Annotated in this window: 28 protein-coding genes; 2 read left to right on the plus strand and 26 right to left on the minus strand. The window is 32.8% G+C overall.

Annotated elements, in window-relative coordinates; translation table 11 throughout:
- Positions 1 to 10: 10 nt before the first annotated feature.
- From LS72_RS04235 to LS72_RS04355, 25 genes are all read right to left on the minus strand, one after another.
- Positions 11 to 739 carry a hypothetical protein gene (locus LS72_RS04235; protein WP_034553887.1) on the minus strand — a complete coding sequence of 243 codons (729 nt, stop codon included), beginning with the start codon at positions 737 to 739 and terminating at the stop codon, positions 11 to 13.
- Positions 740 to 795: 56 nt separating this feature from the next.
- Entirely contained in the window at positions 796 to 1,149 is a 354-nt protein-coding gene (gene rplT, locus LS72_RS04240) for a 50S ribosomal protein L20 (RefSeq protein ID WP_034553889.1), read from the minus strand.
- An 80-nt stretch (positions 1,150 to 1,229) separates the two neighbouring features.
- A complete protein-coding gene (gene rpmI, locus LS72_RS04245; RefSeq protein WP_034553890.1) occupies positions 1,230 to 1,424 on the minus strand; it encodes a 50S ribosomal protein L35 in 195 nt (64 codons plus the stop codon).
- A 23-nt stretch (positions 1,425 to 1,447) separates the two neighbouring features.
- On the minus strand, positions 1,448 to 1,963 hold the full coding sequence (gene infC / locus LS72_RS04250; RefSeq protein ID WP_034553893.1) for a translation initiation factor IF-3: 516 nt from the start codon (positions 1,961 to 1,963) through the stop codon (positions 1,448 to 1,450).
- Positions 1,960 to 3,777 carry a threonine--tRNA ligase gene (thrS, locus tag LS72_RS04255; protein WP_034553895.1) on the minus strand — a complete coding sequence of 606 codons (1,818 nt, stop codon included), beginning with the start codon at positions 3,775 to 3,777 and terminating at the stop codon, positions 1,960 to 1,962. Before thrS ends, infC begins: the two co-directional genes overlap by 4 nt.
- Before the next feature lie 59 nt (positions 3,778 to 3,836).
- Positions 3,837 to 4,328, minus strand: coding sequence for a hypothetical protein (locus LS72_RS04260; protein WP_052087286.1), 492 nt, complete (start codon positions 4,326 to 4,328; stop codon positions 3,837 to 3,839).
- Between the two features lie 9 nt (positions 4,329 to 4,337).
- Positions 4,338 to 5,267 carry a 16S rRNA (cytosine(1402)-N(4))-methyltransferase RsmH gene (rsmH, locus tag LS72_RS04265; RefSeq protein ID WP_034553897.1) on the minus strand — a complete coding sequence of 310 codons (930 nt, stop codon included), beginning with the start codon at positions 5,265 to 5,267 and terminating at the stop codon, positions 4,338 to 4,340.
- Positions 5,264 to 6,532, minus strand: coding sequence for a UDP-N-acetylglucosamine 1-carboxyvinyltransferase (murA, locus tag LS72_RS04270; RefSeq protein WP_034553898.1), 1,269 nt, complete (start codon positions 6,530 to 6,532; stop codon positions 5,264 to 5,266). Before murA ends, rsmH begins: the two co-directional genes overlap by 4 nt.
- A 10-nt stretch (positions 6,533 to 6,542) precedes the next feature.
- A complete protein-coding gene (locus LS72_RS04275) occupies positions 6,543 to 6,926 on the minus strand; it encodes a hypothetical protein (RefSeq protein ID WP_238700699.1) in 384 nt (127 codons plus the stop codon).
- 62 nt (positions 6,927 to 6,988) lie between these two features.
- Positions 6,989 to 7,816 (minus strand): UTP--glucose-1-phosphate uridylyltransferase GalU, encoded by an 828-nt coding sequence (gene galU / locus LS72_RS04280; protein ID WP_034553901.1) that lies wholly within the window; start codon positions 7,814 to 7,816, stop codon positions 6,989 to 6,991.
- A complete protein-coding gene (locus LS72_RS04285) occupies positions 7,813 to 8,589 on the minus strand; it encodes an ATP-binding protein (protein ID WP_034553902.1) in 777 nt (258 codons plus the stop codon). Before LS72_RS04285 ends, galU begins: the two co-directional genes overlap by 4 nt.
- Complete coding sequence (locus LS72_RS04290; RefSeq protein WP_034553903.1) at positions 8,580 to 10,790, minus strand: AAA family ATPase; 2,211 nt, start codon at positions 10,788 to 10,790, stop codon at positions 8,580 to 8,582. The genes LS72_RS04285 and LS72_RS04290 overlap by 10 nt, the downstream gene beginning before the upstream one ends.
- Positions 10,791 to 10,799: 9 nt before the next feature.
- Positions 10,800 to 11,108: an ATP-dependent Clp protease adaptor ClpS gene (locus tag LS72_RS04295; protein WP_084590147.1), complete on the minus strand. Its 309-nt coding sequence runs from the start codon at positions 11,106 to 11,108 to the stop codon at positions 10,800 to 10,802.
- 68 nt (positions 11,109 to 11,176) lie between these two features.
- On the minus strand, positions 11,177 to 11,737 hold the full coding sequence (locus tag LS72_RS04300) for an isochorismatase family protein (RefSeq protein ID WP_034553905.1): 561 nt from the start codon (positions 11,735 to 11,737) through the stop codon (positions 11,177 to 11,179).
- Positions 11,738 to 11,799: 62 nt separating this feature from the next.
- Positions 11,800 to 12,762, minus strand: coding sequence for a tRNA modification radical SAM protein MnmL/YtqA (gene mnmL / locus LS72_RS04305; RefSeq protein WP_138155091.1), 963 nt, complete (start codon positions 12,760 to 12,762; stop codon positions 11,800 to 11,802).
- Positions 12,763 to 12,771: 9 nt separating this feature from the next.
- The gene (gene purF / locus LS72_RS04310) at positions 12,772 to 14,139 is read right to left on the minus strand and encodes an amidophosphoribosyltransferase (protein WP_034553398.1); all 1,368 of its coding nucleotides are present in this window, start codon (positions 14,137 to 14,139) and stop codon (positions 12,772 to 12,774) included.
- An 8-nt stretch (positions 14,140 to 14,147) separates the two neighbouring features.
- Positions 14,148 to 14,915, minus strand: a complete 768-nt coding sequence (gene dapB / locus LS72_RS04315) for a 4-hydroxy-tetrahydrodipicolinate reductase (protein ID WP_034553396.1) — start codon at positions 14,913 to 14,915, stop codon at positions 14,148 to 14,150.
- 9 nt (positions 14,916 to 14,924) lie between these two features.
- Positions 14,925 to 15,863, minus strand: coding sequence for a thioredoxin-disulfide reductase (gene trxB / locus LS72_RS04320; RefSeq protein ID WP_034553394.1), 939 nt, complete (start codon positions 15,861 to 15,863; stop codon positions 14,925 to 14,927).
- A 10-nt stretch (positions 15,864 to 15,873) separates the two neighbouring features.
- Positions 15,874 to 16,344: a hypothetical protein gene (locus tag LS72_RS04325; protein ID WP_034553392.1), complete on the minus strand. Its 471-nt coding sequence runs from the start codon at positions 16,342 to 16,344 to the stop codon at positions 15,874 to 15,876.
- Positions 16,345 to 16,374: 30 nt separating this feature from the next.
- Positions 16,375 to 16,692 (minus strand): thioredoxin, encoded by a 318-nt coding sequence (gene trxA / locus LS72_RS04330; protein ID WP_034553390.1) that lies wholly within the window; start codon positions 16,690 to 16,692, stop codon positions 16,375 to 16,377.
- Positions 16,693 to 16,772: 80 nt separating this feature from the next.
- Positions 16,773 to 17,216, minus strand: a complete 444-nt coding sequence (gene nusB, locus LS72_RS04335) for a transcription antitermination factor NusB (RefSeq protein WP_034553388.1) — start codon at positions 17,214 to 17,216, stop codon at positions 16,773 to 16,775.
- Positions 17,217 to 17,687 carry a 6,7-dimethyl-8-ribityllumazine synthase gene (gene ribH, locus LS72_RS04340; RefSeq protein WP_034553385.1) on the minus strand — a complete coding sequence of 157 codons (471 nt, stop codon included), beginning with the start codon at positions 17,685 to 17,687 and terminating at the stop codon, positions 17,217 to 17,219.
- Positions 17,678 to 18,493 carry a 3-deoxy-8-phosphooctulonate synthase gene (gene kdsA, locus LS72_RS04345; protein WP_034553383.1) on the minus strand — a complete coding sequence of 272 codons (816 nt, stop codon included), beginning with the start codon at positions 18,491 to 18,493 and terminating at the stop codon, positions 17,678 to 17,680. The genes ribH and kdsA overlap by 10 nt, the downstream gene beginning before the upstream one ends.
- Entirely contained in the window at positions 18,490 to 19,122 is a 633-nt protein-coding gene (locus LS72_RS04350) for a carbonic anhydrase (protein ID WP_194145557.1), read from the minus strand. Before LS72_RS04350 ends, kdsA begins: the two co-directional genes overlap by 4 nt.
- Before the next feature lie 22 nt (positions 19,123 to 19,144).
- The gene (locus LS72_RS04355; RefSeq protein ID WP_034553377.1) at positions 19,145 to 19,918 is read right to left on the minus strand and encodes an OmpA/MotB family protein; all 774 of its coding nucleotides are present in this window, start codon (positions 19,916 to 19,918) and stop codon (positions 19,145 to 19,147) included.
- 90 nt (positions 19,919 to 20,008) lie between these two features.
- Between LS72_RS04355 and LS72_RS04360 the strand changes: the two genes are divergently transcribed.
- Positions 20,009 to 20,602: a DedA family protein gene (locus tag LS72_RS04360; RefSeq protein WP_034553375.1), complete on the plus strand. Its 594-nt coding sequence runs from the start codon at positions 20,009 to 20,011 to the stop codon at positions 20,600 to 20,602.
- 11 nt (positions 20,603 to 20,613) lie between these two features.
- Here LS72_RS04360 and LS72_RS04365 read toward each other — a convergent pair whose 3' ends face one another.
- Entirely contained in the window at positions 20,614 to 22,341 is a 1,728-nt protein-coding gene (locus LS72_RS04365) for a Na/Pi cotransporter family protein (RefSeq protein WP_194145558.1), read from the minus strand.
- Between the two features lie 198 nt (positions 22,342 to 22,539).
- Between LS72_RS04365 and LS72_RS04370 the strand changes: the two genes are divergently transcribed.
- Positions 22,540 to 23,754 carry an NAD(P)/FAD-dependent oxidoreductase gene (locus tag LS72_RS04370; protein WP_034553368.1) on the plus strand — a complete coding sequence of 405 codons (1,215 nt, stop codon included), beginning with the start codon at positions 22,540 to 22,542 and terminating at the stop codon, positions 23,752 to 23,754.
- The last annotated feature ends 472 nt before the right edge of the window (positions 23,755 to 24,226 follow it).

Here is a 24,226-nt window from a genome sequence, read left to right on the forward strand (position 1 = left end):
AATTTTTAAATCAATAACAGCGATAAATAATTTTACCTTGAATAGTCTTGTTTTGTAATTTTGCTGTAGGGGAGATAATACTATCTAAACTAGCATTAGAGTTTATCTTGCTACTGCTCTTTGCAAGAGCAAAAAGTGGTGCTACAGGCTCTTCAACTTTTCCTAATGTAATTTCTTTAATTTCACATTTTTTTCGTAAGGTTTTCGCATATTTTTTAGCAATACCCTGTGCTTTTTGTAGTAATGCAATATTAAGCTCCTCATCAAGTTCTTTATCTTGATTTTCATCCACACTTCTGTGAATACTTGGAAGAGTAAAAACCAAATAAGGATTCTTCTCTATTTGACTTTGAATAAAATTTAAATGAGTATTGAAAGTTTCTAAAGAATCTTTGTTGAACTCACAAGTAACACTCCAATGTGTTTGATAGCCTATTTGCTTTTTAATACCACCATTATCATAAATATAATAAGGTGCAATTTCAAATCCACCACCCTTACAAATTCCATATTTTTGTATCTCTTGATTTACAAGATTAAAGGTTTGGATAATTTGGTTTTTTTGTGCAGTAGAGAGATTCTTTTCATTCCTAAGTTTTTCACTCTCATTAATTTGTGGATTAGCAATTAACAAGGTAGGTTCTATCTTTGTCGTTACTGAAATATTTTGATATACAAGCATTTCAGTTCCTATGAGAGCTTCCATACAACCCAAAAAAATAAGAATCTTCTTAACCATCAATAAAGCTTTTATTTTCTATTAAGATAGAAATCATTAGGATTATAAAATCCATTTTAAAGAGCTTTTTTTGCACTTTCAACAATCTTTGCAAAATTCTGTGGCTCATTCATCGCAATATCTGCTAAAACTTTTCTATCTAATGCAATACCAGCTTTTTTTAAACCAAACATAAAACGTGAATAACTAATAGCATTCATTCTGCAACCCGCATTAATTCTTACAATCCAAAGCTTCCTAAAATCTCTTTTTTTCTGTTTTCTATCACGAAAAGCATAACATAAACTTCTTTCAAGTTGTTCTTTTGCTTTTCTAAAGTGCTTATGCCTTGCACTATAAAAACCTCGTGCTAATTTTAAAATTTTCTTATGACGTCTTCTTCTAACTACGCCTGTTTTTACTCTTGCCATTTTAATTCCTTTACCATTTATGGTGTGGTATTTCTACCAAACTTACCCTTACTTTAAAGGGGAATAACTCATACTCAAATTTATGCCATACAAAGCATTTTTTTAACCGATTCAAGATTTGCATCATGAATATATTTAGGTGCATTAAGATTTGCAATTTTTCTTGGACGCTTTTTTGTCAAAATATGACTTTTAAAAGCTGAACCACGTTTAATAAGATTCTTTTTTAATTTAAATCTTTTAGCTGCACCGCGATTTGTTTTCATTTTTGGCATTTTCACTCCTTTCATAAGATAAATTATTTTTTAGGCGTTACTAACATATTCACATAACGACCTTCTACTTTAAAATCTTTATCAACATTAGCAACATCTTCAAGCATTGAAGCAACCTTATTTAAAATTTCAAAACCAGCTTGTGGCTCACCTACTTCCCTCCCACGCAAAAATACTCGAAAACGGACATGCTTATTCTCGCTTAAAAATTCTTTAGCGTGCTTAACTTTATAGTTTATATCATTAGAAGCAATCTTGACAGAAAGCTTAATTTCCTTGATTTCTATTTGTTTTTGCTTCTTTTTTGCTTCTTTTTGCTTCTTTTCTTGTTGATAACGAAATTTACCATAATCCATTATCTTGCAAACAGGAGGCTTAGCATCAGGAGCAATCAAGACTAAATCTAAACCCTTACTCTCTGCAATCTCTAAAGCTTCCTTAGGACTAATAACACCATACTGCCCACCATCATCGCCTATACACCTAATCTCTGGAAAATTAATGTCCTCATTAAGGACTATATTATCATTTTTACTCAAAAACTAACCTCACGCATTTTCTCCTTCATAATTTTGATAAAATTATCATATTCCCAAAGGGATTGTTGTTTATCCCTTCTGTCCCTTAAAGAAATCTTTCTCTCTTCAAGTTCTTTTTCTCCTAATACAACAATCATTGGAACCCTCTGTTTTTCAGCATTCCTAATGCGTTTATTAAGGGTTTCATTTTTTTCATCAATCTCTGCATAAACACCATTTTTTAATAAATCCTTACACAATTCTTTAGCATAAGCATTACAAAGACTATTAATAGGAATCACAATAATTTGTGTAGGTGCAATGAAAAATGGAAATTCCCCACCAAAATGTTCTGTTAAAATCGCAATAAAACGTTCAAAACTTCCTAAAATAGCACGATGTATCATAACAGGTTGCTGTGGGATATTATATTCACTTATATATTCTAACTGAAATCTCTCTGGAAGATTCATATCAATTTGTATAGTCCCACATTGCCACTTCCTGCCAATGGCATCGGTGATTTTAATATCAATTTTTGGACCATAAAATGCTCCACCACCCTCATCAATTGCATAATCAATCCCACATTCATTAAGGGCGTACTTTAAAGCTTGTGTTGCTTCCTCCCAAATCTTATCATCGCCAATAGATTTTTCTGGACGTGTAGAAATCTCCATCTCATAACTAAATCCAAAGGCATTTAATATTTTCTTTGTAAAGTCAATAATATTTTGCACTTCTTCTGCAATTTGACTAGGGCGACAAAAAATATGAGCATCATCTTGTGTAAATTCTCTCACTCTCAAAAGCCCGTGCAAAACTCCACTTTTCTCGTGGCGATGTACAATACCATATTCATAAAACCTCAAAGGTAAATCCCGATAGCTACGCAAAGTGCTTTGATAAACTTTAATATGCCCAATACAATTCATAGGTTTAATACCATATTCTACCTCATCAATAGTCGTAAAATACATATTTTCACCATAATTTGTATAATGCCCACTACGTTTCCATACAGCACTTTTTAGAATCTCTGGACCTCTTACAGGCTCATATCCGCGTTCAATTAAAGCCTGTGTTAAAAGATTTTCAATATTTCTTCTAAGTCTAGCACCCTTTGGAAGCCATATAGCCAATCCTGCGCCTATTTCCTCATCAAAGCTAAAAAGCTCCATCTCCATTCCCACTTTTCTATGGTCACGTCTCTTAGCTTCTTCAAGTTGCTTTAAATATTGATTCAAACTTTCCCTATCCGCAAAAGCAATGCCATAAATTCGTGTTAGCATTTCTGCTTGTTCATCTCCCCCAAGATAAGCCCCGGCAATTTTAGTAAGTTTAAAAGCAGTGAGTAACTTCAAAGTAGGCAAATGAGGACCACGGCATAAATCTTCAAACTCTCCTTGTGAATAAATGCTTAATCTCCCATCTCCTAATGGAATGTTCTTAATAACAGCTTGCTTTAAATCATCAGACTTAAACCTCTCTATAGCCTCTTCTCTTGGTAAATAATACTTAACTATTGTCTCACCCTTTTTTGCAATTTCCTTCATTTTGGATTCAATTTGCATTAAGTCTTCTTCACCAATCTTTTGATTTACTCTAAAATCATAATAAAACCCCTCATCTACAACAGGTCCCACAAAAAATTGTGCTTCTGGATATAATGCTTTAATGGCTTCAGCCATCAGATGCGCACAGGTATGACGCATAATAAATAAAGAATCTTTAGAATTATCAAAATATATAGATTGACCATCTAAGCCTAATTCTTTAGCACTTTGAGTATCATAAATTTGATTATCTATTTTAATACCAATTACTTCAGACATTAAAGATCGCCTTAAACTTCAAAAATATTAGGCTACATTATAGCACAATTTTAAATTTTTTAAAAATCAAGTTCGTGGGTTAAATTTTTAAACTTAATATCTTCTAATTGTTTTTTAATATGTCTATTCTCTTCATTTAAAGAATCTAATTGTGCTTGTAGTTGAATAATATTACGGCTAGTAAAATAAATATTATTACGAATATAGATTTTTGGCACAAATAAAGCAAGAACAAAAAACATTAACAAAAAAACAAAACTAACCATTTTAAAAGGAATTTCACCTTCTGAATTTTTTACCAATTCTTCTAAAATTTCTTCTTTTTCTTCTATTTTCAATGAAATATTTGCATTCTGCTGCTGCAAATATAAAGTATCAATTTCTGATTTTTCTTGTGCATCTTTAATATTCTTAGAGTGATTCTCATATTCTTCCAAAAATTCTAAATCTTCACTAGAGATTTGTGAATCTTTTGTAAAAATCCTTTGAAAGACATTCATCTTTTTTATTTTATCTTTTTCTTCAAGACGCAAATTTTCATAATTTTCCACTCTTTTGCCTTAATTACCAAACTCAAACACTCTTAATTTAGCACTCCTAGAGCGTGGATTATTCTTTATCTCTTCTTTTGTCGCACTTAGGGGCTTTTTATAAAAGTTTTTACCTCTTTTATGATGATTTCCACATACACATTTCATCACTTCTTTGGGGCATATACAATTCCTTTCCCAATCCCTAAAAGCAGTTTTTATAATCCTATCCTCTAAAGAATGAAAAGAAATAATCCCTACTCTAGCACCTTTTTGAAAATTTTTTTCTTGACAAATTTTAAGCATTCTCTCTAATTCCCCTAATTCATCATTAACTTCAATCCTTAAAGCCTGAAAAGCAAGAGTTGCCGGATGTATTTTTGTATGTTTAAAATGCCTTGAAATTAACTCACTTAAAGCACTCGCACAAACAATCTTTTCTTTTTTCCTAAAATCTACAATTAAACGTGCCAGTTTCTTCCACTCTCCAATCTCCCCAAAATCTCTAAAAATTCTTTCTAATTGCGTTAATGAGTAGGTATTAACAATCTCTTTAGCATTTAGGGTATTATGAAGATTCATACGCATATCCAATAAAGGCGAATCAAAACAAAATCCCCTCTGTTTATCATCAAATTGCATAGAAGAAACGCCAATATCTGCCAAAATTCCTACAATATCATCATTCCAAATATCTGGTAAAACCTCACTAAATCTTCCAAACTTTACTTCAAACCTATTTTTAAATTTACTCAATCGTTCAAAGGCATAAGCAATAGCTACTTCATCTTGGTCAATGCCAATAATTTTTAATTTAGGATATTTCTGCAAAAGGGCTTGACTATGCCCCCCAAATCCTAGAGTGCAATCAATGAATACACCACCATTTTCAACCACCAAAGGGGTGCAAAAAGATTCTAAAACTTCTTGTAATAAAACAGGATTATGAGGGATGCTCATTCTTTATCTCTTATAATCTTTGTGCCTAATTTACTAAATTTCTCTTCTAATTTTTCATAACCTCTATCTAAATGATAGATTCTATGAATATTTGTCTTTCCTTTAGCTACCAATGCAGCTAACACTAAAGCACTAGAAGCACGCAAATCTGTTGCCATTACATCAGCCCCCAAAAGCTCATGACCTCCATTAATAGTAGCCATATTCCCATGTAAAGAAATACTTGCTCCCATTCTTTGTAATTCACTAACATGCATAAAACGATTTTCAAATAATCTCTCTTGAATAATACTAGCTCCCTCACATTGAGTAGCTAACGCCATAAATTGTGCTTGCATATCAGTAGGAAAGCCAGGATATTCAGCAGTAGAAACTTCAAAGGGGTAAAATTTACTTGTTGGATAAATCGTAATAGAATCTTGATTAAAGGTGAGTTTAAAGCCTATTTCTTCTAACTTTGAAATAATAGCTCCCAAATGTGAAGGATTAACTTGGTGTAAGGTAATTTGGGAATTTGTAATAGCACCTGCACATAAATAAGTTCCTGCTTCAATCCTATCAGGAATAACATAAATATTTGAAGGTAACTCTAAAGCCTCTCCTCCACTCCCATAAATTTCTACCTCATCACTACCAATACCTTTAATTTCTATACCGCTTGCTTTTAAAACTTCGCAAAGCTGAATTACTTCTGGTTCTTTTGCAAGATTAATGATTTTTGTTTTTCCCTTAGCCATAGCTGCTGCCATTAGGATATTTTCACTACCTGTAACGGTGATTTTATCAAAATTAATCACTGCTCCTTTTAATCCTTCCTTAGCTTCTGCAACAATATATCCGCCTTGTATATGTATCTTAGCACCCATCTTTTCTAATGCTTTAATATGTAAATCTACTGGTCTAGCACCAATAGCACAGCCACCTGGCAAACTCACCTCACAATACCTAAACCTCCCTAAAAGTGGTCCAAGCACCAAAATAGAAGCACGCATTTTACGCACAATATCATAAGTGGCTTTGGTATTGTGAATCTTTGGGATTCTTAATGTTGTTGTGTGAGTATCAAGAAATTCCACTTCACACCCAAGCATTTTTAAAAGTAAAAAAAAAGTTTTTATATCCACAACATTAGGTAAATTATGCAAAGTTACTTGTTCTTTACTTAATAGGCTTAATGCAATAAGTGGCAAAGCAGCATTCTTAGCTCCTGAAATATTAATAGAGCCTTGCAGTCTCTTACCACCTTCAACGCATAAAAAATCCATCTTCTTAATCCTATTTTTTCTTTTTTTCACTCTCTCGAGTTTTGAGTGCTGAACCAATGGCGGTTTCAATTTCTTTTTTAAAATTTGGATTGCTTTTTACAAACTCTTCCCTATGGCGCACTACATTATCAATATCTATGGAGCTACAAAGTGCAAATGCAGAAATAAAATCCATTCTGCCTTGATATTCTTTACTCTCTTTTGAAATATCCCCAAAAGGCATAAAATGCGTAGTAAAGGCATCTAAAATTTCTTGCGTAACTTCTGTGCTTGGCGTGCCTTTTAATACAGAAATTAAATAATCAATATTTCTAAATTTTGCTTCCCTATTTTTCTGATACTCTAATGAATTCTTTATTTTTTCATAAATTACAAAAATAATACAAAGAATCATAAAAGGCAGTAAAGCTATAAATAAAAGGCACCAAATAAAAATATAGAAGTCTAGACTATACACTAGTTTCCTTGAATTTTTTGATAAAAAACATTTGTTGCCCTAACAAAACCATCAATACTCCCGCAATCATAACGTTCTCCCCTAAACTTATAGGCTAATACCATACCTTTTTTGCATTGTTCTAAAAGTGCATCTGTGATTTGAATCTCTCCATTTTTACCAGGTTTTGTCTCTCTTAAAATATCAAAAATATCAGGTGTTAAAATATATCTCCCAATAATAGCTAAATTACTAGGAGCTTCTTCTTGAGAGGGTTTTTCTATCATATTATCTACCATAAATACATCATCGCCCACTTCTCTGCCTTCAATAACGCCATATTTGCTAATATCCTCTAAAGCAACTTCTTCCACAGCAACGATAGAGCAACGATATTTTTCATAAATCTTACACATTTGTAAAAGCACCCCAATATCTTGATTATTGTCGCATAAATCATCACTTAAAATCACAGCAAAAGATTCATTGCCAATGAGATTTTCTGCAGTTAAAATAGCGTGCCCTAAGCCCCTCATCTCCATTTGCCGCGTATAAGAAAAAGTGCATTTCTCTAAAAGCATTCGTATTTCTTTAAGATAATTCTCTTTACTTGTCCCTTTAATTTGGTGCTCTAATTCATAACTAATATCAAAATGATCCTCCAAAGCCCTTTTGCCTCTCCCTGTAACAATTGCCATATTCGTAATACCTGCTTCAATAGCTTCTTCTACACCATATTGTATAAGGGGTTTATTAAGTATTGGCAACATCTCTTTGGGTATAGCCTTAGTGGCTGGTAAAAAACGTGTCCCATAACCAGCAGCTGGAAATAAACATTTTTTAATCATTCTCTCTCCTTATATAAAATATCTATTAAGCCACTTTGGTAAAGCTTGAAAAACTGCTTAGCAATTCTTGGGCTTTTAGAACCTTTTTGGGTAGCATAATTGATAGCCTTTTGCTGGATATGTGCAAATTCATCATAAATATTAGATTTTTTAAAACACTGCGCTAAGACCTCCAAATATTCTTTATGCCCATAACTATAAAAACCTATACATAAAGGGAATCTATCACTAAGTGCAATCTTATCCTCATCACCCTCAAAGCCAAAAATCTCATTTTCATCATGGAATTGTTGCAATAAATGCCGCCTATTAGAAGTCGCATAAATTAAAATATTTTTAGGGAATGCTTCAATACTGCCTTCTAAAAATGTTTTTAGAGCTTTATATTCTTTCTCATCCCTATCAAAACTCAAATCATCACAAAAAATAATAAACTTATAAGGCTTGTTTCTCAAATAATCAAAAATTTCAGGAATCTTTTGTAAATCTTGTTTTAAAATCTGTAAAACCCTTAAACCTTCTTTAGCATATTTCCCCAAAAGGGCTTTAATGAGCGAAGACTTTCCACAACCTCTAGCTCCCCATAAAAGCACATTAACACATTCCCTGTTAGAGAGAAAAGATTGAGTATTTTGGCATAGCAAGGCAATCTCTTTTTCTAAACCAACAAATTCTTTAAAATCAATGAATTCTATCTCTTCAATACAATGCAAATAACCACTACTACGATAAATACTCGCTAAATATCTATCAAATTCCCAATTTAGTTCCATATTTTAGTTGCTTTTTTAATTTTACTAATTAGCTTGTCTTCTTTTTTGGAGTATTCAAAAACAATCTCCCCTCCCTTACTTAAATCACCAAACAACATTAAATCACTTAGAGTGTTTTTAATTTCTTTTTGTAAGACTAAATTTAGGGGTCTAGCACCCAATTCTTCATTGAATCCTTTTTGCACTAGATATTCTTTAGCATTTTTTTGCAAAATAACTTTAACATTTTTCTCTGCAATTTGAGTATTTAAATCCATAATACTTTTATCTACAATCTTTAAAATTTCTTTATGACTAAGAGGGTTAAAGGCGATAATTGCATCAAATCTATTCCGAAACTCGGGGGAAAAACTCTCTTTAATAGCACGATTAAACTTCATCGTAGAATCTTGAGCAAATCCCAAAGTTGGAGATTCTTTAGAGCCTACATTAGAAGTCATAATCAAGATAACCGATGAAAAATCACTGCTTATACCATCATTATCTGTTAATTTAGCATAATCCATAACCTGTAAAAAAATATTCAAAACATCAGGATGTGCCTTTTCTATCTCATCTAGCAATAAAAGCGTATGAGGATTTTTTTTAATCATCTCTGTTAAAATACCTCCTCTTTCATACCCAACATATCCTGCTGGTGCTCCTATTAGTTGCGAGGTTGAATGTTTTTCCATATATTCACTCATATCAAGACGTTCAAAGTTTATTCCTAGAGCTTTTGCTAATTCCTTTGCAAGTTCTGTTTTACCAACTCCGCTTGGACCACTAAAAAGAAAAGAGCCAATGGGTTTATTAGGGAGATTTAATCCTGCTTTATTGCGTTTTAGTGCAGTTACGACCTCTTCAATAGCTAAATCTTGTCCATAAATCCTAGATTTTAGATGTTTATCTAAATGCTTTAATATGCCTTTATCGTTTTTTGTAGCTTCAATTTCAGGAATCTTTGCTATTTTTGCAACCATTTGTTTAATAGTTTCTAAACTCACTCTACCGCTCTTACCCTGCAACTTATAACTAGCTCCCGCTTCATCAATAATATCAATAGCCTTATCGGGCAAAAATTTATCGTGCAAATACCTTACAGAGAGTTCGACAGCAAGTTTCAATGCTTCCTTAGTATAAACGACATTGTGAAACTTCTCATAATACTTCTTCACCCCTTCTAAAATCAAAATTGTTTCTTCCTCTGTAGGCTCATCCACATCAATTTTAGCAAAGCGACGTGATAATGCTTTATCTCTATCTAAAAAATTACGATATTCCGCATAAGTACTAGCGCCAATACACCTTAGCTTACCACTTCCAAGCATTGGCTTTAATAAATTGCTTGCGTCCATACTTCCATTATTCGTAGAGCCTGCCCCAACAAGCATATGAATCTCATCAATAAATAAAATCACATTGCCTCTTGCTAAAACCTCATCACTTAAGGCTTTAATGCGTTTTTCAAAATCCCCTCTATATTTTGTCCCTGCCACTAATGCACCCATATTTAACGAAAAAAGTTCCATACCAAATAAAGGATTATTTTTTTGGTTTAGCTCAATAGCTAACCCTTCTGCTACTGCAGTTTTACCAACTCCTGGTTCGCCTACTAATAAAGGATTATTTTTCTTTTTACGCAATAAAACCTCGGAAGTGCGTTTGATTTCTTTACTCCTTCCAATAATGGGATCTATTTTTCCATCTTTAGCTTCTTGAGTAAGATTAATACAATACTTTTCCAAAAAGCTCCCCTCTTGTATTGAATCTTTTTTATCTTGAGCAAATAAACCTTGATGTTCTGTAATATATTCTAAAATATTTAAACGTGAAATGCCTTGATTATGCAATACCTTAGAACAAAAAGCCTTATCCTCCTCTAAAATAGCTGCTAGTAAGTCTCCTACTTGTGCTTCTTTTCTTTGCGATCCTCTTACATGATTAATCATAATTTCTATAACACGAGTAACCGCTAGAGTTTCTATAGGCATTTCACTATGATTTTGGTGTTTTTGAATATGATTTAATAAATAAGCTTCAATTTGCTCCTTTATTATCTCTACATTTCCTCCGCATTCTTGAAGTGTTTTAATAATCTTTGGATTGCTTAAAAGAGCGTGAAATAAATGCTCTAAAGTTAAATATTCATGCCCTAAATCTTTCGCATTGTTTTGTGCGCTTTTTAAAATAAAATTTAATTCTCTACTAATTTCTATCATTGTTTTACTCTAAACCTTTTCTAAAATTGCTCGCAAAGGAAATTCATTCTCTTTGGCTTTCTTTCTAACCTGCATAGCTTTTGTTTCAGCAATATCATAAGGATAGACACCACAAACACCCTTGCCATTATGATGAATTTGTAACATTAAGTTTAAAGATTCCTCCAAATTTTTATGAAAAATACTCTGTAATATCTCCATTACAAATTCTTGTGTTGTATAATCATCATTTAGCAAAATTACTTTATAACGCGTAGGCTCTTGAATTTTCTCTAATACTTCCGTATTATTTTCAAGTTGCATTTGTTGTTTTGGCAATATCTTTCCTTTCAATTCTAATTTTAAGGTAGAAATTATAACATTTTTATAAACTTCTATTTTAAAAACTAATCTTTAACCAACGCACTAATGGCTTTGAAATGCTTCTCTTTACAATGCAATAAGGAAGTAAAGAGTAAAGTCTCACTGCTTATAATCCTAACCCCTGCATTCCTTAATTCTTGCATAGCTAAATGATGATGTAATAAATCTCTAGAGCTACAAGAATCTTCTATAACATAAGTTTCAAAACCCCTTTGTTTAGCATCAAAAGCACTCTCACGCACACATACATGGCTTTCAATCCCAAAAATAACCAAAGTTTGTATTTGCTCATCTTGTAAAGAGTGGCAAAATTTCTTTTCCCCAAAAGCACTAAAGGAGAGTTTCTCTAAAGGCTCTATACTACATTGCACAATACTCTTTCCTAATCCTTTTGGATATTGCTCTAAAACAAGTGTCTTAAATCCTAATATTTCTGAAGCCTTTAAAAGCCTATTGGCGTTTTTTAATAACCTCTCTTTTTCTTGCATTACTTCAAAAATCTTTTCTTGAATATCAACACAGACAAAAGCAGTCTTTTCTCTCTTTAAAGAAGGCTCTGTTTTTACATCATAACAAACTTGCATATCATCTCCTTTTAAATCTTACGATGATAGAGCAAATCGGCTTATAACGCCTTTAAATAGAACTAATACGCAATACCAGCTTTTTTTAAGGCTTCCCGAATACTACGCATTTGAATATTTTTATCAAAACACCATTTAGGGGCTAATAGGGTATCATTCCTTACACCCGCACTTACTCTGTGAATCACAACATTTTGAGAGATTATCTTTAAAGATTCTACGATAATATCAATATACTCCCTAAGGGTAATAGGCTGATACTCTCCTTTATGATACATTTGCGCTAAGGCTGTTTTTTCAATCACATACAAAGGATGAACCTTTATTCCATCACTCCCCCATTTTAAGACCGTTTTTAAACTATGTAGCATCATCTCTTTACTCTCTTTAGGTAAACCATAAATAATATGAGAGCATACTTTCAAGCCTCTTTTTTTAGTTTCATTAATCCAATACTCCATTCCATCTGTGCTATGCCCTCGATTAATAAAGGTTAGGGTCTCATCATAAACAGATTGTATCCCATATTCTACCCAAATTTCCTGCCCTTTTGTTTCTTGCAAAGTGGCTAAGAAGTCTAAAAGCTCTAAATTTACACTATCGGTTCTAGTTCCAATAGACATTCCTACGACATTGGGGAGATTAAGAGCTTGTGTATAAAGCTTTTGTAGAGTAGAAAAAGGAGCATAAGTGTTGGTAAAGGATTGAAAATATATCATATAACGTTCAATACCAAATTTATTTTTGTGAAAATCACTTTGCCATTTATATTGATTATGAAGTTGTTGTAGTTGCGTTTGTAATAAAGGATTTTCTTGCATATTAGGATTCATTTTTAAAGCCACTTTAGGTTCGTGTTCTAATGTGGGAGAAAAACTTTCATTCTTACAAAAAATACATCCACCCTTTGCAACCGTTCCATCAATATTAGGACAAGTAAAACCCGCAAGTGCTATAGGTATTTTTCTCACCTTTTGCCCAAAACGACGTTTGCAATAGCGTCCAAAAGTCAGCATTTGTTTCATACAAGACCTTTATAGAATATATTTACCATCAAAACAGGCTTGACAGAATTTATAATCCTTTAAGCCAACACTACGTTTTAACCCCTCCAATGAAAGAAAAGATAGGGAATCCGCACCAATAAATTCACACACTTCCTTATTACTCATTCTTGCACTAATAAGTTCAGAAATATCTGGGGTATCAACACCATAATAACAGGGAGAAATTGTGGGAGGTGAAGAAATCTTCATATGTATTTCTTTTGCCCCACAATCTCTTAAAATTTTTACAATCTGCTTACTTGTCGTCCCTCTAACTATAGAATCATCAATAACTATAATGCGTTTATTTTCAATAAGCTCTTTAATAGGATTTAATTTTAATCTAACCTTTAACTCTCTAATTTGTTGTGTAGGTTCAATAAAGGTTCTGCCAATGTAATGATTCCTAATAATTCCTAATTCAAAAGGGATACCACTTTTTTGGGAATATCCAATAGCAGCAGCTACACCACTATCTGGCACAGGAATTACTAAATCTGCTTCTATGGGGTTTTCAAGAGCTAGTTCCTCCCCCATAGCTTTCCTAATGTTATAAACGACATTCCCATAAATATGGCTATCTGGTCTTGCAAAATAGACATATTCAAACACACAAGGATAAGGATTGGATGGCATAATATTATAGCTTTGCATTCCCTTTTGTGAAAAGACTAACATCTCACCTGGTGCAACATCACGCAAGTATTTAGCACCTACTAAATCAAAAGCACAAGTTTCGCTTGCTACAATATACCCCACACTACCATCTGCATTTTTAATCTCTCCAAGGCTTAAGGGGCGAAATCCGTTGCAGTCACGAATAACAAACATTTTTTTGCGACTAAGTATAATAAAACAAAAAGCACCTTTAAGGCGTAAAATTGCTTCTTTTATTCTATCTACAAGATTCTCTTGCTTTGCCCTTGCTATTAAATGGATAAGGTTTTCTGTATCCATATAACTCTGAAAAATGGCACCATCCCTAATGAGTTCTTGTTTAATTTCTTTAGCATTGGTTAAATTTCCATTATGCACAATGGCTACCTGCCCTAAATCATAACGGGCAAAAATAGGTTGTGCATCTGCCATAGAATCCTCACCAGCAGTTGAATAACGATTATGCCCTATTGCACTAAATCCTTTGAGTTTGCTTAAAGATTCATTATCAAAAACTTCCGTTACCAATCCCTTTTTTTTAATTGTAACAATTTTTTCTCCATTAGAAGAAGAAATCCCTGTTGCTTCCTGTCCGCGATGCTGCATAGAAAAAAGCGAATAATAAGTCATACTAGCAGCATTTGTTACATTATAAACGCCTACTACAGCACATTCTTCTTTCCAGTCTTTATTTTCCACAAAAAACCTCAAGAGTTTAAAAAATTTTCAATACTATAAAATCCATTTGGCTGATTTTTTAACCAAACTGCTGCTTTAATAGCACCCTTTGCAAAAGTCAATCTTGAAGTTGCGGTATGAATTAGTTCTAAATACTCTCCATCACCATAAAAGCCAACATTATGCTTCCCTACAACATCACCTCCACGAAGAGACATAACTCCAATTTCCCTTTCGCTCCTCTCTCCAATATTCCCATCTCTTCCACTTATTCTAACTTTATCAAGTTCTAATCCTCTAGCTACTGCACAAGTCTTAGCAAGACTTAGTGCAGTCCCACTTGGTGAATCCTTTTTGTGCTTATGGTGCGTTTCTACAATTTCAATATCAAAATCTTTTAAAGCATTTGCCACCATTGCAATAGCACGATTTAAAACCGCTACTCCCAAGGACATGTTACTAGCATAAAAGATTGGCATCTTTTTAGAAGCCTCTTTAATAAGATTTTCACAATGAAATTCTAAGCCTGTTGTTCCAATCACAATAGGTTTTGGGTGCGATAAAGCTACTCCTAAAAGTCGTTCTGTGCCTTGTGGGGTAGTAAAATCAATCACAACCTCACAATTCTGTAAAAAAGCTTTTAAATCACTAGTAATAAGAGTTTCTGATTCAACACAAAAGTCTAAAACTTTACGCGTATAAAGACTCCCTAACTTAATATTAGGGCTTTCTTTTATAAATTCAACGATTAATCTCCCAACACGACCACTCGCCCCAAAAACTCCTATACCTAACACATAATTTCCTTATTTATGATGCTCAACAAACTCTATAGCCCCTAAAGCTGCTGTTGCACCGTCTGAAGCTGCACAAACTACTTGTTTGGGAGCATCTTGCCTTAAATCACCCGCTACAAATAATCCAGGAATGTTGGTTTCCATCTTTAAATTAACTATTGCTTGTCCATATTCATTCATAGCACAAAGTGATGTCCCATCCTCTTGCATTAACACTGCATTATTCACATTATATCCAATGAGCATAAAAATACCCGCAATATTAATCTCTTTGGTCGCATTGTTTTCTAAATTTTTTAATTTCAATCCTGTAACTCCAGAATTATCTCCACAAATTTCTTCAATTCCATAAGGGGTTAAAAATTCGATATTAGATAGGCTTTTAGCCCTTTGCACTGTTATAGGTGCTGCTCTAAACTCATTTCTCCTATGAATAATTGTCACTTTAGAACAAATTTTTGCTAGATAGATGGACTCCTCAATAGCGGTATCTCCTCCCCCTAAAACAGCAACTTCTTTGTTTTTATAAAAAAATCCATCACAAGTCGCACAAGAACTAACTCCTTTACCCCAATAAGTATCCTCACCCTTTACATTAGAACGTTTAGGGCTGCCTCCTGTGGCTACAATAACAGATTTAGCTTCTATTTCTTTGCCATCACTTAAAACTATGACAAAAAAATCTAATTTCTTTTTTATGCGTATAACTTCTGCCATCTCATGTTTTAAACCAAACCTAAAGCATTGCTCTTGCCAAGGTGCCATAAAATCAAAACCGCTTTTTACTTCAGCCACTCCGGGATAATTCTCTAATTCACTACTTGTAGTAATTTGCCCACCAGGCATTCCTTTTTCAAACATTATAACATCTTTCAACCCGCCTCTTGTTGCATATAATCCAGCACTAAGTCCAGCAGGTCCTCCACCAATAATAGCTACTTCTAACATAATTTTCTCCTTACATGGATTTAAAATTTAATAATTTATAAATACCTTTATTTTTAACTCTTTGATATAACATTAAATTCTCTTGATTTTGTTTAATTAAAAAACATTGTGGAAGCATTCTAATATCAAATTCGTGAATGAGTTTCAACATAACTCCACTAGAAACTTTTAAATCAATAATTTCTTTAGAATTGTTTTGCCCTAATTGATACATATCTATAGCTAAAATACTTTCATTTTGCTTTATTTTGCTCTTTAAAAATTCTTCCCATTTAGGCATATAAGAGCTATAAAAACATAATTGGTATTTTTCACTCATAGGCTCAAATAAATTAACTTCTCCATCCTCTTCTTCATAAAAAGAATCCTGATTAAAATATATTTTTGAAACAGAAGTAAAAGAATATTGATAATATAAAAATGCACCTACTGCAAAAACAATGATAAACGCTATAGAAAAACCAGGGCAACATTTTTTCACTTTTACCCTTTTTAATTATCTATATTCAATTTAAATCAAGCTATCAAGTTTATTTTTAAACTCTTGTTCTGTTGAAGCACCAACAATCTCATCTACTTTTTGACCATCTTTATAAAAATAAATTGTTGGGATAGAGCGGATTCCGAATTTTTCTGCTAATTCTTGTTGCTCATCAGTATTGACTTTGCAAATCTTTGCTTTTCCTTCATATGCTTCTGCAAGCTTATCAATAATAGGGGCAATCATCCTACAAGGTCCGCACCAAGGTGCCCAAAAATCTATTAACGCAACACCATCTTTAATAGTTTCGTCAAAATTTTGTCCTGTTAATTCAATATAACCAGCCATTTAATTTTTCTCCTTAAATAATAATTTTTAACGGCGACATTTTACAATAAATAACTTAAAAATACAAAAATTTAGCTCTATCAACCTTTAGAGCAGATCATTCTTTCAATCTCTTCTAAAGGTATTTGTAAATTTTTGCAAACACCATCTAAGACTCCATTAACAAATTTTGTAGAATTATCATTACAAAAACCTTTGGTGATTTCCAAGGCTTCATTAATCACAATTGCCCTATCAGTTGATGTATAAACGATCTCATAAACACCAAGCCTTAAAATTGCTTTTTCCATCTCTCCAATACGTGAAAAATTCCATTCTTTTAATTGATGGGTAATACGTAAATCAATTGCTTTTAAATGATGAATAACGCCAAAGAAAAGATTCATAGCAAACTGCTTTTGGGTATTTTTTATCTTTTGCTCCTGTAAAACCTCTTCTATAAAGTTCTCAATATTTTCATTCCCGCTACCATAAGCATAAAGTAATTGCATAACAACTCCACGTGCTTGGCTCCTTGTAGCCACTTAAGCTCCAATCTTTCGGTATAAATTAATGAGTTCAATCAAACCACTCATGGATTCAAATCCCTTATTGCCAGATTTTGTTCCCGCCCTCTCAATAGCTTGCTCAATGGAATCAGTTGTTAAAACGCCAAAAGTAACGGCAGCACCATAACGAATAGTAACATTAGCGATACCCTTAGTGGATTCAGCGCTTACATAATCAAAGTGCGGAGTGGAACCACGGATAATAGCACCTAAACAACAAACACCATCATAATTACCTTGTGCTAGTATCTTCTCTAATGCGAAGGGAATCTCAAAAGCACCTGGAACTAAGATATGTGTTAAATTCTCCTCCACTCCACCATGACGCAAAAAACAATCTTTAGCACCCTCTACCAATCTATCAGTGATTAAGTGGTTAAAACGACTAGAAATAATGGCAATTTTCTCATCACCAATTAATGACAATTCCCCTTCAATTAATTGCATTTTTGCTCCTTTTGTATAAAATTAGTAATTTGCAATAATTCTTTAATAAGCTCATTTAAAACCTCGGGCATTAGCATATTAGGTCCATCACTTAAAGCATTTTTGGGATTAGTATGCACCTCTGCAAATAAACCATCAATCCCTACAGCACTCGCTGCCCTTGCTAAAATAGGTGCAAACTTTGAATCTCCATCACTCTTTCCATCTGCACCACCTGGCATTTGCACGGCGTGTGTTGCATCAAAAATCACAGGTGCAAATTTTCTCATAATCACTAATGAACGCATATCCACGACTAAATTCCCATAACCAAAGCTACTCCCTCTTTCTGTAAGTGTAATCTTATATTTTTGGGATTGCTCATAACTTGCCTCTGTCCCTCCACGCGTTTTAATGGCTTTTAAAACAGAATATTGCATATCCTTGGGATTCATAAATTGTCCTTTTTTAATATTAACAATTGCTCTGCTCTTAGCAGCCTCTACAATCAAATCTGTTTGACGACATAAAAAAGCAGGTATTTGCAGAATATCTACAACTTGGGCTGCAAGTTTAACTTGATAAGTTTCGTGAATATCTGTTAAGAGTTTATAACCAAATTTCTTTTTGATATTAGCTAAAGATTCTAAACCCCTCTCTATCCCAGGTCCCCTAAAAGATTCCAGACTTGTCCGATTAGCTTTATCAAAGCTTGCCTTAAAATAAAAATCTATTTGAGGGTTTTTAGCTATTGGTTTTAAGCTCTCGGCAATTTCCTCTAAAATTTCATCATTTTCTATTACACAAGGTCCAGCGATTATAATCATCTCGTATCCTTTTTTAATAAATTGAATTCGTGTTTTTTAAAATCATAACTATAAACCTCACCGCTTTCAATAATATAATGCCAACCATAAATATGAAGTGTGCGTGCAAGGTATTTTTCTTTTACATTAGGGTAAGTGAAAAGATTTTTGATTTGATTTTCAATATTAATTTGCTCTGTTAAAAAAGAGCGGATAATTTTATCCTTTGGTTGAAGTGCTAAAACTCTCTCTTTTACTCCTTGGATTAATTTTAACCAATTCCTAACATTAGGCATTCTTGCTTCGAAATGCTCCTCTTCATACAAAGCTGCACATCCACCACAATGTGAATGTCCGCAGATAATAATATTCTCAACCTTTAATGCCTCTAGGGCATACTCAACAGCAGAAGTGGTTGCTAAATACTCATCAGCTTGGCGATAAGGTGGGACAATATTTGCGATATTGCGGATAACAAAGAGTTCACCTGGTAATGTCTTGGTGATTAAATTTGGCACAACCCTTGAATCTGAACAACCAATAAAAAGTGTATGAGGATTTTGTCCTTCTTTAAGGTCTTCAAATAATTTTTTATAGGCTAAAAAATCTTTCTCTTTGAAAGCTATAGCACCCTTAAATAAATTGTCAATTGAACTTTCCACTATAAACCTTTTATGGAGTTATTTTACTAACTGATTCCATAGCAGCGGATAAATCCTCACCTATACTATAAAGATATAAATCCACTCGTCTATTTTTAGCCTTAAGTGTTGGTATTTCATTACTAGCAATGGGTGAAAATTCCCCTTCCCCACCACCTATTATACGTTTTGGAAGCACTCCTTGTTGTATGATTAAATTTGCAACATTGACACCCCTTGCAATAGAAAGATCTAAATTATCCTTAAACTCTAAATTAGGTTGAATAGGCGTATTATCTGTATGACCTATTGCTTTTATAAGCACTCCATCGGGCATTTTTGCAAGCTCTAAAGATAATCGTTTTAAAAAGGCAATACCACCTGTATTACTCAATATTGCACTGCCACTCTCAAAAAGCAAAGATTCAGGAATACGAATAATAACCCCTCTTTCAGATTCCTCAAGCTCGACAGCAGGACCACTAGCGATTTTATTTACTTCATTATAATCCGCGACTAAACTTGCAAAAATATTTACAACATTATCCATCTCTACCTCTGTTTCTATAGGCGTTGCTTGAATAGATGCTGGAGGATTAATTTGTGTTAAAGAACCTTTTTCTAAAACAGATAAAGACCCTTCTAAAGAACCTATTGCCTCTGAAACTTTAAGGGTATCAAAGGTTGCCATAGAAAGCAAAAGGATAAAAAATGTAAGAATTAAAGTAACCATATCCCCATAGGTCCCAAGCCATAATGGAACACCATTTGGACAATCACAAGCAGGACAAGAATCCTTTGCCATATTCGCTTCCTCTAAAAATCTTTTTCTTTATCATTATAACTTGTATTTGGTTATAATTGTATTATTTATAAATCTTAAACAAGGCTTTTTTTGCAAACTATAATTGATTTTATTCTTGAAAGTGTTGGGGATTTAGGCTATTTTGGGATATTTGTTATGATGCTTTTAGAAAGTAGCTTTATTCCTTTTCCTAGTGAAATTGTTATGATACCTGCGGGATATTTAGCCCATAAAGGAGAGATAAATTTTTTCTTAGCTATTTTTTTTGGTATCTTAGGTTCTCTTAGCGGGGCTTTAATTAATTATTTTCTCGCATTATATTTTGGGAGAGAAATTCTTATTAAATATGGAAAATATTTCTTTTTTCAAGAATCTACGATGAAAAAAATAGAAGCATTTTTTACCAAACACGGCAACATTTCAACTTTTAGTGGCAGACTTATCCCTGTGGTGCGTCAATATATCTCTTTACCTGCTGGGATTGGAAAGATGAATCTGCCTTTATTTTGCTTTTATACTTTATTAGGGGCAGGGATTTGGGTAATTATCCTAACAACACTTGGTTACTTCTTAGGACAAAATGAAGAACTCCTTAAACAATATCTCCATTTTATCATACTTTCTATTCTTGTCCTTGTAGGATTTGGAATCCTAATTTATATCTACAAACAAAAGAAATCTTAATCTCTTTTAAGTTATTTCTCATTGCCCTGTTTATCCTCTAGCCATTCCTCTTTAGTAAAAATTATCTCTACAGCTTCAATAAGCTGAGTAGCGATTTGAATGATAAAAGCACTATCATTTAAAATAGAAGTTCCATTAGTAACACTAATTTTATTATTTGCAATCAAATTCTCAACCTTACGCAAAGCATTGTAATCCTTTTCTTTTAAGAGTTCTTTAGCGGCTTTTAGTTGCATAAGTATCAAACGCACGTTTTCATCTTTCATTAGCTTCAATTCTTCAATACTTCTTAAAAGCTCTCCCAAATCTTTTCGCATTATATTATACTCATTAGCTAAATATTCATTAGACGAACTTGCATAAGCTTTCATATTTGTTTGGATAATTTTAAGATTTTTAGTAGCTTCTACAATATCTCTTGAAGCAAGTTTAAAAGAAAAAATTCTATTATTTTTATCATCATCTTCTATATAACTTTGAGCTTTTGTAGAAAATTCCATAATTGCATCAAAAAGCACCTTTATCTTGCGTTTATAAAGATAATCTAAATCGACATCCCCGCTAAACCATTTTTTACTCGCAATAATCTCATCAAAACTTACTTTTCCTCGAATATCACTGCGATTAAAACCTATGGTATGGGCGATCATTGCATAAGCATTATTATATAAATGCATACTTTCTTTTTGCAAAGCTTCAATAGCAGTATTAGGATATTCAATAATATTTTTATTTAAATATAAAGGCACATCCATATCTCTATCTTTTGGAGCTTTAACAACTTTATCTAAAAATAAAACAATTTGGGCAATAAACAAAGAAATAAATATAACGGCTACAAGATTAAACAAGGTATGAAATAAAGCGGTTTTTAAAGGTAAATTCTCTTGAGAGATTCCAATAATACTAGCAGTAATATCCACTAGATGCACAAAATAAGGAAAAAATATAATAACAAGTAGTGCAATAGTAAAATTAAAAATACAATTAGCTAAAGCAAGTTTTTTGCCCTCAATATTAGTGCTTAAACTAGCAATTACTGCAGTAACTACACCTCCAACACTTGTCCCCAAAGTTGCCGCAAGAGCATTTTCATAACCAATCTGTCCGCTAACAAGGGCAGAGATAATAATGGCTAAAGTTGCGTGGCTTGATTGAACAATCCCCGTAGTTAATGCCCCTAAAGCAACAAAAATCAAAACTCCTTTAAAGCCTACAAAATTAAATTGTGATAAATCCATAATTTCTTTATAAGATTCAAATCCATTTTTAATATAATCAACACCCAAAAAGAAAAAGCCAATCCCCATAAAAATCGAACCTACACCTTTTAAAATATTATCTTTTTGAAAACCTAGTAATGTCCCACTAACAATTAAGGGTATTGCTAAAGTAGAAATATTAATATTTGTTAATCCAACAATCAACCAAGAACCGGCACTATTCCCTAAATTTGCACCAAATACAATCCCAATTCCTTGTGCTAGAGTAATTAATCCAGCAGAAAGAAAAGAGATAGAAATTATGGATACAAGCGTAGAAGATTGCATTAAAACTGTGGTTATAACCCCAAAAGCAATACTTTTAAAACGTGTATCTGTGGATTTTGTCAAAATCTTTTCTAATAACCCTCCACTAAAAACCTTAAAACCTGCACTAAGATTCATCATTCCAATAAGTAAAATAGCCACTCCTGCTAATATCTTTGCTAATTCAGGAAAAACCACCAAACAATACATTAAAACAAACACTAAAACTACTAAAATAGAACGTCTAAAGCTTTGCACCAACACTCCTAAAAGATTAAATTAGGCTACCATTATAACAAAATCAAAGGAGTAAATCCCATTATTAAATATTATTTCAGCACAACTTTACAAAAAATAAGTAAAATAAAAATTCACCTTATAAATTCATACATTTAGGAGAAATAATCTATGGAGGTTTATAAACAAAATATCCTAATTATCGGTGGAGGATATGGTGGATTAAAAGTGGCACTTGGGATACAAAGACAACTCAAAAGCAAGGCAAAAATTACTTTAATTAGTAAGCACGACTACCATTATCAAACCACTTTATTACATAAGGTAGCGGTTGGGACTTTAAGCCCAAGAAAAGCAAGAATCTACTATCGTAAAATCCTCAATCCCAATAAAATCTGCTTCATTAAAGACAAGATTATCAAGCTCTGCCCTAAAGAAAACAAGGTCATAGGTAATGGTGGAGAATATCACTATGATTATTTAGTTGTTGGTTTGGGGTTTAAACCCGATAATTTTGGAATAAAAGGTGTTGATTCTTATACCCACAAATTATCCTCTCTTAACGCCTCTTTAAAGCTTACTCAAAATATTGAAAATAATTTTAAAGAATTTGTCCATACCAAAAACCCCTTAGACTTGCATACCATAGTATGTGGGACAGGATTTACGGGGATAGAATTTGCCGCAGAACTTGCTACACAACTTGATGAACTATGCCTTATTTGCGGTATTGATAGAAAAATACCCAAAGTAACTTGCATAGGGAGATCCCCACATATCTTACCTGTTTTTAATGAGACACTCACTCTATGTGCAGAAAACAAACTAAAACAAATAGGAGTTAATTTAATTTCTAATGGAACTATTGAAGAGATTCAAGAAAATAAAGTATTGCTTAAACAAAATGGGCAATCTTTAGAAATCCAAGGGAATATTATCATTTGGAGTGCTGGTGTTAAAGGCAATGATATTGTTGAAAATTCAGAAATTCCTAATAAAAAAGGTAGAATCCCTGTCAATGCTAATTTACAATGTGAAGCTTTTCCTAATATTTATGTAGTAGGAGATTGTGCCTTAGCTACAAGTAAAGATGCTATTCACGCACCAACAGCACAGCTTTCTGCACAAATGGGAGATTATTTAGCCAAGCTTTTAATCGCAAAACTAGAAAATCTCCCTTTCAATAAACCCTTTAAATTCCATCATCGAGGGACAGTTTGTTCGATAGGGCATACCGATGGAGTAGGCATTATTTATCATAAAAATATTGGTGGGGAGATAGCAGCTTTTATGAAAAATACGATTGAAAATCGATGGCTTTATAGCATCGGAGGCTTTAAAATGGTTTTTAAAAAAGGACAATTCCGATTCCGAACAAGCAATTAAGAAAACTAGGATAAGGCTATAATAAGTGTATGCTACTAAGATTCTTAAGGAAGGCGTTGAATGAATAGCCTTTTTAAAAAGAACCTAGAATGATTTTAACAGATATATGATGGAGCAAACTATCAACAATGGGACATAAAAAGCACAAAAACCAAGAATCTTTATTAATTCTGCATTTGCAATCAAAATAGATTAAAAAGCACCTTTAACGCTTTTAAAGTCCTTATTGCAAAGATTGCATTGACATCCAAACAAAGTCTATACAGCATACTAAAAATATTCCAATAAACTTAAGATTTACTTTAATTATAACCAAAAGTAATGATTCTAAAATATTCTATTGCTAAAAGGCATTTATAAATAATAAAACTACCAACAAAATCAACATTCATCATGGGGATAAAAAACAAGATTATAAAATTGCAAAATAGGTTTTAGTAAAATTTAAAAAGGTAATGAAAAGCTTATAAAT

The sequence above is a fragment of the Helicobacter apodemus genome (genome assembly GCF_000765745.2).
Lineage (GTDB): Bacteria > Campylobacterota > Campylobacteria > Campylobacterales > Helicobacteraceae > Helicobacter_D > Helicobacter_D apodemus.

What these genes read in the sequence shown, in the direction of transcription:
- LS72_RS04235 (WP_034553887.1), bottom strand. Translation starts at nt 739, where the DNA reads ATGGTTAAGAAGATTCTTATTTTTTTGGGTTGTATGGAAGCTCTCATA.
- rplT (WP_034553889.1), bottom strand. Translation starts at nt 1,149, where the DNA reads ATGGCAAGAGTAAAAACAGGCGTAGTTAGAAGAAGACGTCATAAGAAA.
- rpmI (WP_034553890.1), bottom strand. Translation starts at nt 1,424, where the DNA reads ATGCCAAAAATGAAAACAAATCGCGGTGCAGCTAAAAGATTTAAATTA.
- thrS (WP_034553895.1), bottom strand. Translation starts at nt 3,777, where the DNA reads ATGTCTGAAGTAATTGGTATTAAAATAGATAATCAAATTTATGATACT.
- rsmH (WP_034553897.1), bottom strand. Translation starts at nt 5,267, where the DNA reads ATGAGCATCCCTCATAATCCTGTTTTATTACAAGAAGTTTTAGAATCT.
- murA (WP_034553898.1), bottom strand. Translation starts at nt 6,532, where the DNA reads ATGGATTTTTTATGCGTTGAAGGTGGTAAGAGACTGCAAGGCTCTATT.
- LS72_RS04275 (WP_238700699.1), bottom strand. Translation starts at nt 6,926, where the DNA reads ATGATTCTTTGTATTATTTTTGTAATTTATGAAAAAATAAAGAATTCA.
- galU (WP_034553901.1), bottom strand. Translation starts at nt 7,816, where the DNA reads ATGATTAAAAAATGTTTATTTCCAGCTGCTGGTTATGGGACACGTTTT.
- LS72_RS04285 (WP_034553902.1), bottom strand. Translation starts at nt 8,589, where the DNA reads ATGGAACTAAATTGGGAATTTGATAGATATTTAGCGAGTATTTATCGT.
- LS72_RS04290 (WP_034553903.1), bottom strand. Translation starts at nt 10,790, where the DNA reads ATGATAGAAATTAGTAGAGAATTAAATTTTATTTTAAAAAGCGCACAA.
- LS72_RS04300 (WP_034553905.1), bottom strand. Translation starts at nt 11,737, where the DNA reads ATGCAAGTTTGTTATGATGTAAAAACAGAGCCTTCTTTAAAGAGAGAA.
- mnmL (WP_138155091.1), bottom strand. Translation starts at nt 12,762, where the DNA reads ATGAAACAAATGCTGACTTTTGGACGCTATTGCAAACGTCGTTTTGGG.
- trxB (WP_034553394.1), bottom strand. Translation starts at nt 15,863, where the DNA reads ATGTTAGAAGTAGCTATTATTGGTGGAGGACCTGCTGGACTTAGTGCT.
- trxA (WP_034553390.1), bottom strand. Translation starts at nt 16,692, where the DNA reads ATGGCTGGTTATATTGAATTAACAGGACAAAATTTTGACGAAACTATT.
- ribH (WP_034553385.1), bottom strand. Translation starts at nt 17,687, where the DNA reads ATGCAATTAATTGAAGGGGAATTGTCATTAATTGGTGATGAGAAAATT.
- kdsA (WP_034553383.1), bottom strand. Translation starts at nt 18,493, where the DNA reads ATGATTATAATCGCTGGACCTTGTGTAATAGAAAATGATGAAATTTTA.
- LS72_RS04355 (WP_034553377.1), bottom strand. Translation starts at nt 19,918, where the DNA reads ATGGCAAAGGATTCTTGTCCTGCTTGTGATTGTCCAAATGGTGTTCCA.
- LS72_RS04365 (WP_194145558.1), bottom strand. Translation starts at nt 22,341, where the DNA reads ATGTATTGTTTGGTGGTTTTTCCTGAATTAGCAAAGATATTAGCAGGA.
- LS72_RS04370 (WP_034553368.1), top strand. Translation starts at nt 22,540, where the DNA reads ATGGAGGTTTATAAACAAAATATCCTAATTATCGGTGGAGGATATGGT.